The organism is Kitasatospora sp. NPDC101157 (assembly GCF_044768255.1).
Classification (GTDB): Bacteria; Actinomycetota; Actinomycetes; order Streptomycetales; family Streptomycetaceae; genus Kitasatospora.
This window is the reverse complement of record NZ_JBIWPL010000027.1, coordinates 105843-120418: the sequence shown is the minus strand read 5'-3', so window position 1 is coordinate 120418 and position 14576 is coordinate 105843. Positions and strand designations below refer to the sequence as shown.

Sequence of the window (14576 nt, the reverse complement as noted above, 5' to 3'; positions counted from 1 at the left end):
CTCGTCCGCCCCCCGCCCCCCCCGCCCCCCCGCGGGGGGGGGGGGGGGGGGGGGGGGGGGGGGGGGGGGGGGGGCGGGGCCCCCCCCCCCGGGGGGGGGGGGGGGGGGTGTGGTTGGCGCGGGGCGTTGCCCGCGCGCCGGTGGATCGGGGAGGGGTGTTGGCGTGGGAGGGGGGTTTGGTGGGCCTCCGGGATACTGGGGGGTATGAGGCTGACCGAGTTCTGGCGACGGATGTATGCGCACTTCGGGGAGGGGTATGCGGAGTCGTTTGCGTCTGATCATGTGATGAGCGAGTTGGGTGGGCGGACGGTGCGGCAGGCGTTGGAGGCGGGGTGGGAGGCCAAGGACGTGTGGCGGGTGGTGTGTGAGACGCAGGGGGTTTCGGCGTTGCTGCGCTGAGCGGTCGGGGTGGGGGTGGTGGGCCAGACTGTTCGGGTGACTACGAGTGGAGAGCGGGAGCGCCTGCGGGGTGCCGAGGGGGAACGGGCGGGGCGCGATGGGGTGTTGTGGGGTGGGATGCCGCCCTGGGTGCCCCGGGCGATGGTGTTGTTCCTGGTGTTGGTCGGGGTGTTCCAGCTCGCGGACTGGGCCTTCCGGCAGCTGATCGACCTGTTCGTGATGTTGTTGGTGGCGTTCTTCCTCTCGTTGGCGCTGGAGCCGGCCGTGGACCGGATGGCGGCGCGGGGGGTGCGCCGGGGGGTGGGGACCTTCCTGGTGTTCGTGGCGGTCGGGGTGGCGGTGGTGGGCTTCCTCGCGGCGCTCGGCACGCTGTTGGTGGACCAGGTGGCCAAAATCGCCGGGGACATGCCGCACCTGGTCGACAATCTGATGGGCTGGGTCAACCGGACGTTCCACCAGGAACTGTCGCTGGGTGAGTTGCAGAAGCGGCTGCTGAAGGACTCGGGGACGATCGAGGGGTACGCCCAGCAGGCCGCGGACAACGTCTGGGGCGTCTCGTCCACGCTGATCGGCGGGCTGTTCCAGACGTTCACGGTGGGGCTGTTCACCTTCTACTTCACCGCCGAGGGGCCGCGGGTCCGGCGGACGGTGTGTTCGCTGCTGCCGCCCGCCAAGCAGGCGGAGGTGCTGCGGGCCTGGGAGATCGCGCTGGCCAAGACGGGGGGCTACCTGTACTCCCGGGCGGTGCTGGCGGTGGTGTCGGCGGCCGGGCACTGGGTGATGTTCGCGCTGATCGACCTGCCGTACTCGGCCGCGCTGGCGATCTGGGTCGGCGTCATGTCGCAGTTCGTGCCGACCATCGGGACGTACCTGGCGGGTGCGCTGCCGGTGCTGGTCGCCCTGACCGTGGAGCCCGTGGACGCGTTGTGGGTGCTCGTCTTCACGGTGGTCTACCAGCAGATCGAGAACTACGTGCTGCACCCGAGGATCACCGCCAGGACGGTGGACGTGCACCCCGCGGTGGCCTTCGGCGCGGTGATCGCGGGGGCGGCGCTGCTGGGGGCGGTGGGCGCGCTGATCGCGATCCCGGCGGCGGCGACCCTGCAGGGCTTCGTCGGGACGTACGTGCGGCGGTACGAGGTGGCGACCGATCCGCGGATCGACCGGGGCGAGCAGCGGCGGGCCCGCCGGGAGCTGCGGCGGGAGGCGGCGAGACGGCTGCGCCGGATGGTCGGCGGCGACGCCGAGTGACGGAGGGTGCGGGGCGGGCGGCCGGGAGTGACCCGGTCGACCCGCCCCGCGGCGTGTTCGGAGCTGCGAGGCTTGAATCGAACAGATGTTCTTTGTACTCTCCGGCGAGGAGTTTTCCACAGGCGGAGCCGGGTGGGGCTCGTTTGTCAGTGGGACGCGCTAGCGTCGATGACGATGAAGCGCACAGCACAGAACCCGAGGGAAAAAGCCATGGCAGGTACGGACCGCGAGAAGGCCCTGGAGACCGCGCTCGCCCAGATCGAGCGGCAGTTCGGCAAGGGCTCGGTGATGCGCCTCGGTGAGAAGGCGAACGAGCCGGTCGAGGTGATCTCCACCGGGTCGACCGCCCTGGACGTCGCCCTCGGGGTCGGCGGCATCCCGCGCGGCCGAGTGATCGAGATCTACGGCCCCGAGTCCTCCGGTAAGACCACCCTGACCCTGCACCTGGCCGCCAACGCCCAGCGGGCCGGTGGCACGGTCGCCTTCGTCGACGCGGAGCACGCGCTCGACCCGGAGTACGCCAAGAAGCTCGGCGTGGACACCGACGCCCTGCTGGTCAGCCAGCCGGACACCGGTGAGCAGGCCCTGGAGATCACCGACATGCTGATCCGCTCCGGCGCGATCGACCTGGTGATCATCGACTCGGTCGCGGCCCTCGTCCCGCGTGCCGAGATCGAGGGCGAGATGGGTGACTCGCACGTCGGTCTGCAGGCCCGCCTCATGAGCCAGGCGCTGCGCAAGATCGCCGGTGCGCTGAACCAGTCGAACACCACCGCGATCTTCATCAACCAGCTGCGCGAGAAGATCGGCGTGATGTTCGGGTCGCCGGAGACCACGACCGGTGGCCGGGCGCTGAAGTTCTACGCCTCGGTTCGACTGGACATCCGCCGGATCGAGACGCTGAAGGACGGCACCGAGGCGGTCGGCAACCGCACCCGCGTCAAGGTCGTCAAGAACAAGGTCGCCGCGCCGTTCAAGCAGGCCGAGTTCGACATCCTCTACGGCATCGGCATCAGCCGCGAGGGCGGCTTGATCGACATGGGCGTGGAGCACGGGTTCATCCGCAAGTCCGGCGCCTGGTACACCTACGAGGGCGACCAGCTCGGCCAGGGCAAGGAGAACGCCCGTAACTTCCTGCGGGACAACCCGCAGCTCGCCGACGAGATCGAGCGGAAGATCAAGGGCAAGCTCGGCATCGGCCCGAAGACCGAGGAGCCGGCCGAGGCCGCGCCGGAGGCCGTCGTGGCCGACGGCGCCGCGAAGCCGATCACCGCGACCGCCGCCAAGACGGCCGCGGCGAAGAAGACGGCGGCTGCCAAGGCCTGAGCCGTTGACGCAGGACGACATGGTGGGCGGCGGCCCGGCGGCCCCCGAGGACGACGACTACGGGCCGCCGGACTGGTTCGCCGCGGTCGCGGAGCCCGAACCCGAGCCGCGGCCGCGGTTCGAGCGGACTCCGGTCCGGGTGGCGCGCGGCGCGGCGCCCGGAACGGCTCTCGACCGGGAGCAGCCGGAGGTGACGCCGGTCGAGGCACTCGGCCTGGTCTCCGCCTCCGAATTGCCCACCGGCCGCCGTCGGCGTCGCTCGGCGCTGGCCGGGGAGCCGGAGGTCGCGGGCGGCGACATGCCCGCGGGGCGGGATTCGGGTCGGGGGGGGGGGGGCGGGGCCGGGGGGGGGGGGGGCGCCCCCCCCCCCCCCCCCCCCCGGGGGCGCCCCCCCCCCCCCCCGCCCGCCCCCCCCGCGGCCGGCGCGCGCGCTCCGCCGAGGGCCTGACGGGCGAGGAGGAGGGCACCGCCCGTAACTCCCGCAGGCGGGCCGAGGAGGAGACCGATCCGGAGAGCCGCGCCCGGGACATCTGCCTGCGGCTGCTCACCGGTGCGGCCAAGTCCCGCAAGCAGCTCGCCGACGCCCTGAGCAAGCGGGAGATCCCGGAGGACGTCGCGGAGGAGGTGCTCACCCGACTGGAAGAGGTCGGGCTGATCGACGACGCCGCCTTCGCCGCCGCCTGGGTGGAGTCCCGGCACGCCGTCCGGGGGCTGTCCCGGCGGGCGCTGGCCCAGGAGCTGCGCACCAAGGGTGTGGCCGCCGACCTGGTCGAGCAGGCCGTCGCCCAGCTCGACCACGACGACGAGACGGACGCGGCCCGGGCGCTGGTCGAGCGCAAGCTGCGGTCCACCCGGGGGCTGGACCCGCAGGTCCGCACCCGGCGGCTGGTCGGGATGCTGGCCCGGCGCGGCTATTCCGAGGGGCTGGCCTTCCGGGTGGTGCGCGGCGCGCTGGAGGAGGAGGCGTCCGGCGAACCGTCGGCGGTGGAGTGGGAGTAACGGAGGCCCGGCGGGTTCTTTGGTCTGAACCTGGGCTGCTCTTGACCCTTTCGTGACCCGCACCTAGCCTCGCACTCAGTGCGGGGCCGCTTCCGGACGCGCCCCGCGCTGAGACGGCCCGTGCAGGGACGGCCCGCGCGGGGACGGGGAGTGGGGCGGATGAGGATCTCGGCGGCCACCGGCACGGGTGGCGCCCTGGTGCCGATCGTCGGGGCGGGCGTCGCCGTCCTGCTGGTGCTCGCGGTGCTGGCCGTGGTGATCGGGCGGTTGCGGGCCGCGCGGCGGCAGGCCCTGGCCGAGGTTCAGCGGGCCGGCCGGCAGGCCGAGGAACAGACCGCTCGCCAGTGGGCCGAACTCGCCCGGCGCGAGGAGGTCCTGGCCGAGGAGCTGCGTCGGCTGCGTCGCCGGGAGGACGAACTCGCCGAGCGGTCCGCCGAGTTGGAGCGTTCGCGGGGCGAGGTCGAGGCGCTGGCGGCCCGCCGGGCGCAGGCGCTGGAACGCGCCGCCGGGCTCTCCGCCGAGCAGGCGCACGCCCAACTCCTGCGTGAGGCCGAGGAGTCGGCCCGGCGCGAGGCGGCCGTCACGGTCCGGGAGATCGAGCGCGGGGCGAAGGAGGAGGGCGAGCGCCGGGCCCGGGGCATCCTCGCCGGTGCGATCCAGCGGCTGGCCTCGGAGCAGACGGCGGAGACCGCCGTCACCGTCTTCCGGCTGCCCGGTGAGGACATGAAGGGCCGGATCATCGGCCGGGAGGGCCGCAACATCCGTGCCTTCGAGGCGGTCACCGGCGTCAACCTGATCATCGACGACACCCCCGCCTCGGTGCAGCTCTCCTGCTTCGACCCGGTCCGCCGGGAGGCCGCCCGGCTCACCCTGGAACAGCTGGTCGAGGACGGCCGGATCCAGCCGAGCCGGATCGAGCACGTCCACGAGCGCAGTCGGCTGGAGGTCGAGCAGCGCTGCGTACGGGCCGGTGAGGACGCCCTGCTGGACGCCCGGGTCGGTGGGATGCACCCCGAACTCGTGCGCACCCTGGGCTCGCTGCGCTACCGCGCCTCCTACGGGCAGAACGTGCTCGGGCACCTGCTGGAGTCCGCGCACCTGGCCGGGATGATGGCCGCCGAGCTGGGCGTGGACCCGGAGCCGGTGCGCCGGGCGGCGCTGCTGCACGACATCGGCAAGGCGCTCACCCACGAGGCCGAGGGCAGCCACGCGGCGGTCGGCGCGGATCTCGCCCGGCGGTTCGGCGAGGATCCCGAGGTGGTGCACGCGATCGCCGCGCACCACGGCGAGGTGGAGCCCCGTACGGTGACGGCCGTGCTGACCCAGGCCGCCGACGCCTGCTCGGGCGGCCGGCCAGGGGCGCGCAAGGAGTCGCTGGAACTGTACGTCCGGCGGCTGGCCCGGTTGGAGGAGATCGCGCGCTCGCACGCCGGGGTGGCCGAGGTGTACGCGATGCAGGCCGGGCGCGAGGTCCGGGTGATGGTGCGGCCGGACGCGGTGGACGACCTCGGGGCGGAGCTGATCGCCCGCGAGGTGGCCCGGCAGGTCTCGGCGGAGCTCACCTACCCGGGCCGGATCCGGGTCACGGTGGTCCGTGAGAGCCGGGCCACGGCGGTAGCCGGCTAGCTGGTCCTAGCTGGCGGAATCCACTTCCTGGGGCTCCTGGGCGGGCTCCGGTTCGGGCTGGGCGGCGAGCGGGGCCGGGCCGCCGCGCGCGCGGTCGGCGAGGGCCAGGAGGTCCTCGGCGGCGGCGCCCTGGGTGACGCCGACCAGGTGGCCGTCCGGGCGGATCAGCAGCACGGTGTGCGGCCCGGCGCCCGGGTACTCCTCGGTGACCAGCACCTCGGCCGGCACGGGCAGTGCGGCGGCGACCTCGGCCAGCCGGGGCATCAGCCCGGCGCCGAGCCAGTGCTCGGCCGACCAGACCGCGGTGCCGGGGGCGACCAGCAGCAGCAGGAAGGTGGCGCCGAGCCGGGCGTGCAGGTGGTCCGGGGTGCCGTCGTCGGTGAGCACCGGAAGGTCCGGGACGAGCACGCCGGGGGCGGTGGCGGGCAGCAGTTCGCTGAGCGAGGTGACGCCGCGCGCGCCGCGCTGCACCGGTACCCGGCCGGGGACGCCGGAGGGCGCCGCCGGGTAGGCGGGCGCACCGCCGAAGCGGCCGGTGCCCAGCTGGCCGTCGGCGAGCAGCGGGGCGTGCTTGCGGAAGCCGCCGACCAGCAGCGAGCGCCGGGTCTGCTGCCAGCCGCGCAGCGGGCGCAGCAGCGGCATGGACTGGTCGACGGCGCGCAGTCGGGCGCCGACCGCGCCGCGGCGCTCGACCTCGTAGCCGTCCAGCAGGGAGCCGCCGGGCTGGGGGCCGCCGGAGTGGAGGTGCCAGGCGAGGGCGAGCCGCCAGGCGAGGTTGTCGGCGTCGCGCAGCCCGTCGGCGAGGTTCTGCATGCCGAGTGCGCCGTGCAGGTGGGCCGCGTCGCCGGCCAGGAAGCAGCGGCCGTTGCGGAAGCGGGCGGCGAGGCGCTGCTGGGCGGTGTGGTCGGCGGCGGCGAGCAGCTCGTAGCGGGGGAGTTCGCCGCACCAGCCGGTGAGGGTGGAGGTGACCCGGGTGAGCAGGGTGTCGCCGGTGACGATGCCGGGCCAGGTGGCGTGCGGGTCGACCGGTTCGGTGGGGGCGGGCCGGCCCGGGGGCAGCCGCCAGTCGAGCCGCCAGACGCCGTCCGGCAGCGGTCGGGCGGTGGCCTCGCGGTCGCCGCGCCACGGGGGTTCGCGGTGCAGCCGGGCGCCGTCGAAGGGCAGGTCGACCCGGACGGTGGCGATGGCGTTGCGGTCGACGGCCGGGCGGCCGGGGAAGCGGATCTTCAGCAGCTTGCGGACGGTGGAGCGGGCGCCGTCGCAGCCGACCAGGTGGCTGCCGCGCCACCAGGTGCTGGAGCCGTCCTGGGTGCCGTGGGTGCGGACGCTGACGCCGTCCCGGTCCTGTTCGAGCTCGACGACCCGGTTCAGCGGGACCAGCCGGACCAGCGGGGTGCCGGTCAGGGCGTCCCGCAGGCCGCGCTGGAGGCGGTGCTGGGGGAGGTGGAAGGTGGGCGAGTCGGTGAGGTCGATCCGCAGCACCTCCTGGCGGCGGCGCCAGATGGCGAAGGAGTCCCACAACGCGGAGTCGGAGACGGCCCGGGAGTAGCCGATCCGGGTCAGGAAGGCGGTGGCGTCGGCGCCGAGGACGACGCTGCGGGGGCCCTCGGGGCAGAGCCCGGAGCCCTCGTCCAGGACGACGGTCGGCACCTCGTGCCGGGCCAGCGCGAGGGCCAGGGCCAGACCGACCGGTCCGGCCCCGACCACGATCACCGGGTCCATGCGGGGACCTCCGGGCACGAACCGGCCCATGGGCCGGCGTCAGTTACCGCTGCCGCATATGCCGCGTGGATGCTCCCGGGAGGTGTCACGAACAGCAATGCAACAGTTCACCTGCGTGTCCGTCAAGCAGCAGCTGAAGTGCGCCGGTTCGCGCCGCGACGGCCGCGTGCTTCGATCCACCGCGCGAGCGCGGTCAGGAGCAGGCACAGCGCGATGTAGATCGGTGCGATCACCAGGACCACGGGGATGTAGGGGAAGCCCGCGGCGTTCATCGGCTGACTGGCGATCTTCTTGCCCATGAACAGCAGCTCGTTGTACGTGATGATGTAGCCGAGCGAGGTGTCCTTGAGGGTGACGACCAGCTGGCCGATCATCGACGGCAGCATCGAGCGGACGGCCTGCGGCACCAGGATGGTGGACATCACCTGGGTCTTGCGCATTCCGAGGGCGTACGCCGCCTCGCCCTGGCCGCGCGGCACGGCGTTGACGCCGCTGCGGATGATCTCGGCCTGGACCGAGCCGTTGTAGAGGGTGAGCCCGAGCACCAGCGCCCACATCGGGTCCTTGGCGAAGAACGCGTAGTAGAGCGCGACGATCAGGATCAGCAGCGGCATCGCCCGGAAGAACTGGACGATCGCCGTGCAGACCCAGCGGACCGGCCGGTGGTCGGAGAGCGTGCCGGAGGCCAGCAGCGCGCCCAGGGCGAGCGAGAAGGCGGCCGCCAGGCCGAAGGCCTTCAGAGTGGCCAGCAGGCCGTCCACGATCATCTGCTGGACGAAGTTGTACTGGAACGGGTCCCACAGGTCGGCGTCGAACTGGCCGTTGTCGGCGAGCGCGCTGACGGCGTACCAGAGGAGCCCCGCGATGCCGAGCAGGGAGAGGACGCCGAACAGCCGGTAGCGGGCGCGGGTCCGGGGGCCGGGGATGTCGTAGAGGACGCTCGCCGAGCCCTGCCGCTGACGCTGGAGCATGCTCATGCGCCCACCTCGCTTCGCACGGCAGGGGCATCCGCCCACGCGCACCTCTTGATCATGTGCTCGCTGCGCTCGCTCATCGGACCACCGCCAGTCGGGATTCCAGGAAGCGGAAGAAGGAGGCGACCGTCGCACTGATCAGCAGGTAGGCGCAGGCCACCCAGAAGAAGATCGAGAAGATCGAGTAGCCGCGCTCGGAGAAGGTCTGCTGGGCGCTGTACAGCTCACTGACGCTGAACGCTCCGGCGATCGCCGAGTTCCTGGGCAGCGCGATGAAGACGCTGCTCATCGGGCCGAGCACCGTACGGGAGGCCTGCGGCAGGATCACCAGCGTGAGGGTCTGGAAGAAGTTCATGCCCAGGCTGCGGGCCGCCTCGGCCTGGCCGAGCGGCACGGTGTTGACACCGGAGCGGATCACCTCGCAGACGAACGAGGCGGTGTAGCCGCCGAGCGCCAGCACCGCGAAGGTGAGGTGGCTGAAGTGCACCCCGAGCGGCGGCAGGCCGAAGGTGACGGCGAAGAACAGCAGGGTCAGCGGGGTGTTGCGGAACAGCGTCACCCAGGTGGTGCCGAAGGCGCGCAGGACCGGCACCGGGGAGACCCGGAAGGCCGCCAGCAGGGTGCCCAGCAGCAGGGCGAGCAGGGCGCTGAGCGCGCTCAGCTCGATCGTCTGCAGGAAGCCGTCGCGGAACAACGCGAAGTTGTCCTGCTCGAACAGGAACCCCATCCGGCGGCCCTCCTCTCACAGATGGTCGGGAAGCGGGGGTGGATCAGTAGCGGTCGAGGGTCGGGATCGCCGGGGCGGCCGAGCCGGACGCGCCCAGGGTCGCGTCGTAGGCCTTCTTCCAGTCGCCGTTGTCCTCGTGGGCCTTGAGGGCGTCGCTGATCGCGTCGCGCAGCGCCTTGTCGTCCTTGTTCAGGCCGACGCCGTAGTTCTCCTTGGTGAACGGCTTGCCGACCACCTTGAGCTTGGGCGCGTACTTGGAGGCGTAGCCCTTGAGGATCGCGTCGTCGGTGGTGACCGCGTCGACCTCGCCCGACATCAGCTTCTCGACGCAGGCCGAGTAGGTGTCGAACTGGGTGATCTTCGGGTTGTACGGCTGGATGTTCTTGATCGAGGTCGAGCCGGTGGCGGTGCAGACGTTCTTGCCGCTGATGCTCTCCGGGCCGGTGATCGAGGTGTTGTCGCTCTTCACCAGGAAGTCCTGGCCGGCGATGTAGTACGGGCCGGCGAACGAGACCGTCTTCTTGCGCTCGTCGTTGATGCTGTAGGTGCCGACGTAGAAGTCGATCTGGCCCTTGGCGATGGCCGGCTCGCGCTGCGAGGACACCAGGGTCTGCCACTTGATCTGCTGCGGGGAGAAGCCGAGGTCGGCGGCGACCATCTTGGCGATCTCGATGTCGAAGCCGCTGCGGTCACCGCTGGCGACGTCCTCCCAGCCGAGGTTCGGCTGGTCGGCCTTGGCGCCGATGATCAGCTGGCCGCGCTTCTTGGCCTCGGCGATGACCGGGGAGTCGACCTTGACGTCGGTCTTGACCGTGTAGGTCGGCAGCGCCGGGGCGTTGCTCGCGGTCGCCGCGTTGGAGGCGGGGGTGCCGTCCTTGCCGCAGGCGGCGGTGGCGGTGAGCGCGACGGCACAGAGCGCCACGGCGAGGGTGCGGGAAGTCCTCATGAGGGTTGTACTCCTGGGGCTTGGCCACGGTGCGGACCGGGCTCTGGCGTCTGGAAGTCGTGCACGGGCAGGGCCGTCCGGCGCCGTTGCCGGAGGCGGCCCCGCGTGGTCTCGAAGCGTCAGTGGTGCAGGATCTTCGAGAGGAAGTCCTTGGCGCGGTCGGAGCGCGGCGCGGTGAAGAACGCGTCCGGGGTGTTCTGCTCGACGATCTTCCCGTCGGCCATGAACAGCACCCGGTTCGCGGCGGAGCGGGCGAAGCCCATCTCGTGGGTGACGACGACCATCGTCATGCCGTCGGCGGCCAGCTGGCGCATGACCTCCAGCACCTCGTTGACCATCTCCGGGTCGAGCGCCGAGGTCGGCTCGTCGAAGAGCATCACCTTCGGCTTCATCGCCAGCGCCCGGGCGATCGCCACGCGCTGCTGCTGGCCGCCGGAGAGCTGGGCCGGGAACTTGTCCGCCTGCGCCCCGACACCGACCCGGTCGAGCAGTTCGCGGGCGGTCTTCTCGGCGTGCGAGCGGATCACCTTGCGGACCTTGACCTGGGCCAGGACCACGTTCTCCAGCACGGTCTTGTGCGCGAACAGGTTGAAGCCCTGGAACACCATGCCGACCTCGGCGCGCAGCTTGGCCAGCTCCCGGCCCTCGGCGGGCAGCGGGCGGCCGGACAGGGTGATCGTGCCGGAGTCGATGGTCTCCAGCCGGTTGATCGTCCGGCAGAGCGTGGACTTGCCGGACCCGGACGGTCCGATCAGGACGACCACCTCGCCCTGCCTGATCTCCAGGTCGATGTCCTGGAGCACGTGCAGCGCTCCGTAGTGCTTGTTGACGTTGCTCAGCACGACCAGCGGGGCGGCTGCGGGGGTGGAGTCCTCGACCGGGCTCTCGGTCATCGCGCCTGCTCCCTAACTGTGTCGAACTGGGTCGTTTCGTGCCTACCCGGAAGTCCCAACTCCCTTGGATGGCAAAGGTGGTGCGAATCCGGGAGCCGCGACCGGCGGAGCCGCAGCCCCCGGTGGGGTGACCTTAGGAGCGCTGACGGTGCCCCGTCAGCCGATCTGAGCGGAACTTGAGGATCACGAAACGGCCACACGGTGCGTACGCACCGTTCGCGAGTGGGCCGACGGGGCATGTCACAGCGGGAATCCGTGCCGGTGCTCGCCGTCCCCCACGAGCCCGGTACGCGGTCGAGCCTGGCGCCCGGCCGCGCACTGGCCCATACTGCGCAGGACCGGGCCCCCACCGAATCGGCCCGGCGACCACGTGGGGGAGGGAGGAGAACGGGATGCGACTGCTGCTCGTCGAGGACGACGAACGCGTGGCCGCGGCGCTGGTAGCGGTGCTCGGACGGCACGGCTTCCAGGTGCGGCACGCCCGCAGCGGGCACGAGGCGCTGGACGCCCTGGTGCCGGACGGCAACGAGCCGTACCGCGTCGTGCTGCTCGACCTCGGGCTGCCCGACCGCGACGGCTTCGAGGTGTGCAGCCGGATCAGGGCCGGCAGCGGCGTCCCGGTGATCATGGTGACGGCCCGCGCCGACATCCGCTCCCGGATCCACGGCCTCAACCTGGGCGCCGACGACTACGTCACCAAGCCGTACGACATGGGCGAGCTGCTCGCCCGCATCCACGCGGTCGCCCGCCGCGGCGCCCAGCCGTCCTCGGCGGCGGTGCCCGCGCCCGACGCCGTACCGCAGCAGCGCGGCCCGCTGGAGTCCCGCGGCATCCGGATCGACCGGGAGCGCCGCCGGGTCAGCGTGGACGGCCGCGACGTGCCGCTCACCCGCAAGGAGTTCGACCTGCTGGCGCTGCTCGCCCAGAGCCCCGGCGTGGTCTACCGGCGCGAGCAGATCTTCAGCGAGGTCTGGCGCAGCGGCTGGGAGGGCAACGGCCGCACCCTGGAGGTGCACATCGGCTCGCTGCGCAACAAGCTCGCGCTGCCGGGCCTGGTCGAGGCCGTGCGCGGCGTCGGCTACCGGCTGATCCCCGACGGCCCGACCTCCACCGCGGCCGACCAGGCCCCGTCCGCCCCCGCGGAGCACTGACCGCACGTGCGCACCCGCCTGCTCGGCATCCTGATCGCCCTCATGCTCTGCGTCCTGGCCGCCCTGGGGCTGCCGCTCGCGGCGGCGTTCGCGGCGGCCGAGCAGAGCAGGGTGGTGGTCGACCGGCTCGACGACGCCGCCCGCTTCGCCCAGGACCTGCCCACCTCCGGCGCCGCCGCCCTGGACTCAGCGTTCAAGGCCGACCCCGAGCCCGCCCCCGGCGACCTCAGCCGGCGGCACGCGATCGAGGCCGAGGTCCAGCGCTACTTCGACCTGTACGGCGTGCGCCTGGGCATCTTCCAGCGCGACGGCGCGCCGATCGCGGTCGCCCCGCGCGACTGGCGGGTGCCCGCCGTCGGCTGGGGCGCCCAGGCCTTCCAGGAGGCGCTGGACGGGCGGCGCAGCCACAACCCGCCGCAGGTCTGGCCGTGGTCCGAGGAGCGGACGATCACCGTCGCCGCCCCGGTGGTGCGCGACGGAGACGTGGTCGCGGTGGTGCTGAGCGAGTCCCCGGCCGGGGCGCTGCGGGCCCGGGTGCTGCACAAGTGGCTGGTGCTCGCCGGCGGTGAGGCGGCCGCGATGGCCGTCGCCGTGCTGCTGGCCGTGCGGCTCACCGAGTGGGTGCTGCGCCCGGTGCGCACCCTGGACCGGGCGACCCACGACATAGCGACCGGCCGGATGGCCGCGCGGGTCGCTCCCGGCGGCGGACCGCCCGAACTCCAGCGGCTGGCACGGTCGTTCAACGAGATGGCGGACCACGTGGTGCACGCCATGGACCAGCAGAAAGCCTTCGTCGCGGACGCCTCGCACCAGCTGCGCAACCCGCTCTCGGCCCTGCTGCTGCGGGTCGAGGTGCTCGGCCTGGAACTGCCCGAGGGGCACGAGGAGGAGCTCGGCGGTGTGCGGGAGGAGGGCTCCCGGCTGGCCCGGGTGCTGGACGACCTGCTGGGGCTGGCCACCGCCGAGCACGCCCGCCCCGAACCCGAGCAGACCGACCTCGCCGAGCTGACCCTCGCCCGGGTGGACGGCTGGCGGCCGGTGGCCGAGCAGCGCGGGATCGAGCTGCGCTGGGACGGCCCGGCGCTGGCGATCGGCATGGCGGACCCGATCGGCTTCGGCTCCGCGCTGGACGCCGTCCTCGACAACGCGCTCAAGTTCGGCCCGTCCGGCAGCGAGGTGCGGCTGCGGGTCGCGGTGCGCCGGGACGAGGTCGCGGTGACCGTCAGCGACGCCGGGCCGGGGCTGACCGAGGACGAGCTGTCCCGGGCCGGGGACCGGTTCTGGCGCAGCGCGCGGCACCAGAACGTGGACGGCTCCGGGCTGGGCCTGTCCATCGCCCGCACCCTGCTGGCGGCCAGCGGCGGCACGCTCGGCTTCGCCCCGGTCAAGCCGACCGGGCTCGCGGTGACCCTGGCGGTGCCGCGGCCCGAACAGCCGTGAAGCCCTAGGGTTTCACCGACCGGTAGTAGCGCGCCGCGCCCTCGTGCAGCGGGAGCGGGTCGGTGTAGACGGCGGTGCGCAGGTCGACCAGCTGGGCGGCGTGCACCTGGGCGCCGATCTGGTCCCGGCTGTCTATCACCGCCCGGGTCATGCCCTCCACCAGGCCCGGGTCCACGTCGTCCCGGGTGACCAGCAGGTTGGGCACGGCCATGGTGGCGACCGGGTCCTTGGGATCGGCGTTCGGGTAGGTGCCCTTGGGCATGGTGGCCGCCCGGTAGGCGTCGACGCCGTCGCCCTCCGCCTTGTGCAGCGCCTCGGACAGGTCGGCCAGCGGGACGACCCGGATCCGGAAGCGCTCGGAGAGGTCGGTGAGCGCGCTGGTGGGCAGGCCGCCGGACCAGAAGAAGGCGTCCAGCTTGCCCTCGCGCAGCGCGTCCGAGCCGTCGCTGACGCCCGCCGGGACGGCGGTGATGTCGTGGTCCGGGTCCAGTCCGGCCGCGGTCAGCAGCCGCCTGGTCACCAGGTTCACCCCGGACTTCGGCAGCCCGACGCCGACCCGCAGGCCCTTGAGGTCGGCGGTGCGGTGCACCGGGGAGTCGGCCGGGACGATCAGCTGCAGGTAGTCGTCGTACAGCCGGGCGATCGCCCGCAGCCGGTCCTTGCCGGGGCCCTGGTAGGCGGCGACCGCGTCGGCGGTGGCGATGGAGAAGGTGTCCTGGCCGTTGATCACCCTGGTCAGGTTCTCCACCGAGCCGTCGGTGCTGTCCAGGGCCAGCCGCACCCCCGGCATGGTCTGCGAGACGTGGGCCCGCAGCAGCTGCCCGTACCGGTCGTAGACCCCGCGCGGGACGCCGGTCGCGAAGTGGGTCTCCCCGCGCGGGTACCCGGGTGAGCGGCCCGCCGACAGCCACCAGCCGCCGAGGCCGGCCACCAGGAGCACCAGGACCAGCACCGTCCGCCACAACGGGCTGCGGGCCGCGCGGCGGACGGCGGCGCCGAGACGTGACGGTTCGGTGGGGGTCATGCAGGGATAGTGCCAGGCGCTCCGGCCGAACGGGAGGGGAACGGACCGGCGAAGCTGCGGGAGCCGGCCGGCGAAGCCCCGGGACCGCCGCGGTGAAG

At 73.0% G+C, this 14576-nt stretch carries 13 protein-coding genes; 7 read left to right on the top strand and 6 right to left on the bottom strand.

Features of this window, described 5'->3' with window-relative positions; translation table 11 throughout:
• Positions 1–204: 204 nt before the first annotated feature.
• From ACIRVF_RS35645 to rny, 5 genes are all read left to right on the top strand, one after another.
• A complete protein-coding gene (locus ACIRVF_RS35645; protein ID WP_030285284.1) occupies positions 205–399 on the top strand; it encodes a DUF3046 domain-containing protein in 195 nt (64 codons plus the stop codon).
• Between the two features lie 141 nt (positions 400–540).
• Positions 541–1650, top strand: coding sequence for an AI-2E family transporter (locus ACIRVF_RS35640; protein WP_402827545.1), 1110 nt, complete (start codon positions 541–543; stop codon positions 1648–1650).
• A 210-nt stretch (positions 1651–1860) separates the two neighbouring features.
• Entirely contained in the window at positions 1861–2976 is a 1116-nt protein-coding gene (gene recA, locus ACIRVF_RS35635) for a recombinase RecA (protein WP_402827542.1), read from the top strand.
• 72 nt (positions 2977–3048) lie between these two features.
• Positions 3049–3975 (top strand): regulatory protein RecX, encoded by a 927-nt coding sequence (locus ACIRVF_RS35630; RefSeq protein WP_402827580.1) that lies wholly within the window; start codon positions 3049–3051, stop codon positions 3973–3975.
• 159 nt (positions 3976–4134) lie between these two features.
• Entirely contained in the window at positions 4135–5601 is a 1467-nt protein-coding gene (gene rny / locus ACIRVF_RS35625) for a ribonuclease Y (protein WP_402827539.1), read from the top strand.
• A 6-nt stretch (positions 5602–5607) separates the two neighbouring features.
• Here the strand turns inward: rny and ACIRVF_RS35620 are convergent, their stop codons facing one another.
• The 5 genes from ACIRVF_RS35620 to ACIRVF_RS35600 all read right to left on the bottom strand — a co-directional run bounded on the left by ACIRVF_RS35620 (position 5608) and on the right by ACIRVF_RS35600 (position 10863).
• Entirely contained in the window at positions 5608–7323 is a 1716-nt protein-coding gene (locus tag ACIRVF_RS35620) for an FAD-dependent monooxygenase (RefSeq protein WP_402827537.1), read from the bottom strand.
• 122 nt (positions 7324–7445) lie between these two features.
• Complete coding sequence (locus ACIRVF_RS35615) at positions 7446–8300, bottom strand: amino acid ABC transporter permease (protein WP_402827535.1); 855 nt, start codon at positions 8298–8300, stop codon at positions 7446–7448.
• Between the two features lie 73 nt (positions 8301–8373).
• Complete coding sequence (locus ACIRVF_RS35610; RefSeq protein WP_402827532.1) at positions 8374–9024, bottom strand: amino acid ABC transporter permease; 651 nt, start codon at positions 9022–9024, stop codon at positions 8374–8376.
• A 43-nt stretch (positions 9025–9067) separates the two neighbouring features.
• Entirely contained in the window at positions 9068–9970 is a 903-nt protein-coding gene (locus ACIRVF_RS35605) for a glutamate ABC transporter substrate-binding protein (RefSeq protein ID WP_402827529.1), read from the bottom strand.
• Positions 9971–10089: 119 nt separating this feature from the next.
• Positions 10090–10863, bottom strand: a complete 774-nt coding sequence (locus ACIRVF_RS35600; protein ID WP_402827526.1) for an amino acid ABC transporter ATP-binding protein — start codon at positions 10861–10863, stop codon at positions 10090–10092.
• A gap of 392 nt (positions 10864–11255) precedes the next feature.
• Here ACIRVF_RS35600 and ACIRVF_RS35595 point away from each other — a divergent pair, with 392 nt between their 5' ends.
• On the top strand, positions 11256–12014 hold the full coding sequence (locus ACIRVF_RS35595; protein WP_402827523.1) for a response regulator transcription factor: 759 nt from the start codon (positions 11256–11258) through the stop codon (positions 12012–12014).
• A gap of 6 nt (positions 12015–12020) precedes the next feature.
• On the top strand, positions 12021–13454 hold the full coding sequence (locus ACIRVF_RS35590) for a sensor histidine kinase (RefSeq protein ID WP_402827520.1): 1434 nt from the start codon (positions 12021–12023) through the stop codon (positions 13452–13454).
• A gap of 4 nt (positions 13455–13458) precedes the next feature.
• Here ACIRVF_RS35590 and ACIRVF_RS35585 read toward each other — a convergent pair whose 3' ends face one another.
• Positions 13459–14478 (bottom strand): TAXI family TRAP transporter solute-binding subunit, encoded by a 1020-nt coding sequence (locus ACIRVF_RS35585; RefSeq protein ID WP_402827518.1) that lies wholly within the window; start codon positions 14476–14478, stop codon positions 13459–13461.
• Positions 14479–14576 lie beyond the last annotated feature (98 nt).

Bases quoted from the DNA above. Each gene is read 5' to 3' on its own strand.
- ACIRVF_RS35645 (WP_030285284.1), top strand. From the start codon at position 205: ATGAGGCTGACCGAGTTCTGGCGACGGATGTATGCGCACTTCGGGGAG.
- ACIRVF_RS35620 (WP_402827537.1), bottom strand. From the start codon at position 7,323: ATGGACCCGGTGATCGTGGTCGGGGCCGGACCGGTCGGTCTGGCCCTG.
- recA (WP_402827542.1), top strand. From the start codon at position 1,861: ATGGCAGGTACGGACCGCGAGAAGGCCCTGGAGACCGCGCTCGCCCAG.
- ACIRVF_RS35615 (WP_402827535.1), bottom strand. From the start codon at position 8,300: ATGAGCATGCTCCAGCGTCAGCGGCAGGGCTCGGCGAGCGTCCTCTAC.
- ACIRVF_RS35595 (WP_402827523.1), top strand. From the start codon at position 11,256: ATGCGACTGCTGCTCGTCGAGGACGACGAACGCGTGGCCGCGGCGCTG.
- ACIRVF_RS35585 (WP_402827518.1), bottom strand. From the start codon at position 14,478: ATGACCCCCACCGAACCGTCACGTCTCGGCGCCGCCGTCCGCCGCGCG.
- ACIRVF_RS35605 (WP_402827529.1), bottom strand. From the start codon at position 9,970: ATGAGGACTTCCCGCACCCTCGCCGTGGCGCTCTGTGCCGTCGCGCTC.
- ACIRVF_RS35640 (WP_402827545.1), top strand. From the start codon at position 541: ATGGTGTTGTTCCTGGTGTTGGTCGGGGTGTTCCAGCTCGCGGACTGG.
- ACIRVF_RS35610 (WP_402827532.1), bottom strand. From the start codon at position 9,024: ATGGGGTTCCTGTTCGAGCAGGACAACTTCGCGTTGTTCCGCGACGGC.
- rny (WP_402827539.1), top strand. From the start codon at position 4,135: ATGAGGATCTCGGCGGCCACCGGCACGGGTGGCGCCCTGGTGCCGATC.
- ACIRVF_RS35600 (WP_402827526.1), bottom strand. From the start codon at position 10,863: ATGACCGAGAGCCCGGTCGAGGACTCCACCCCCGCAGCCGCCCCGCTG.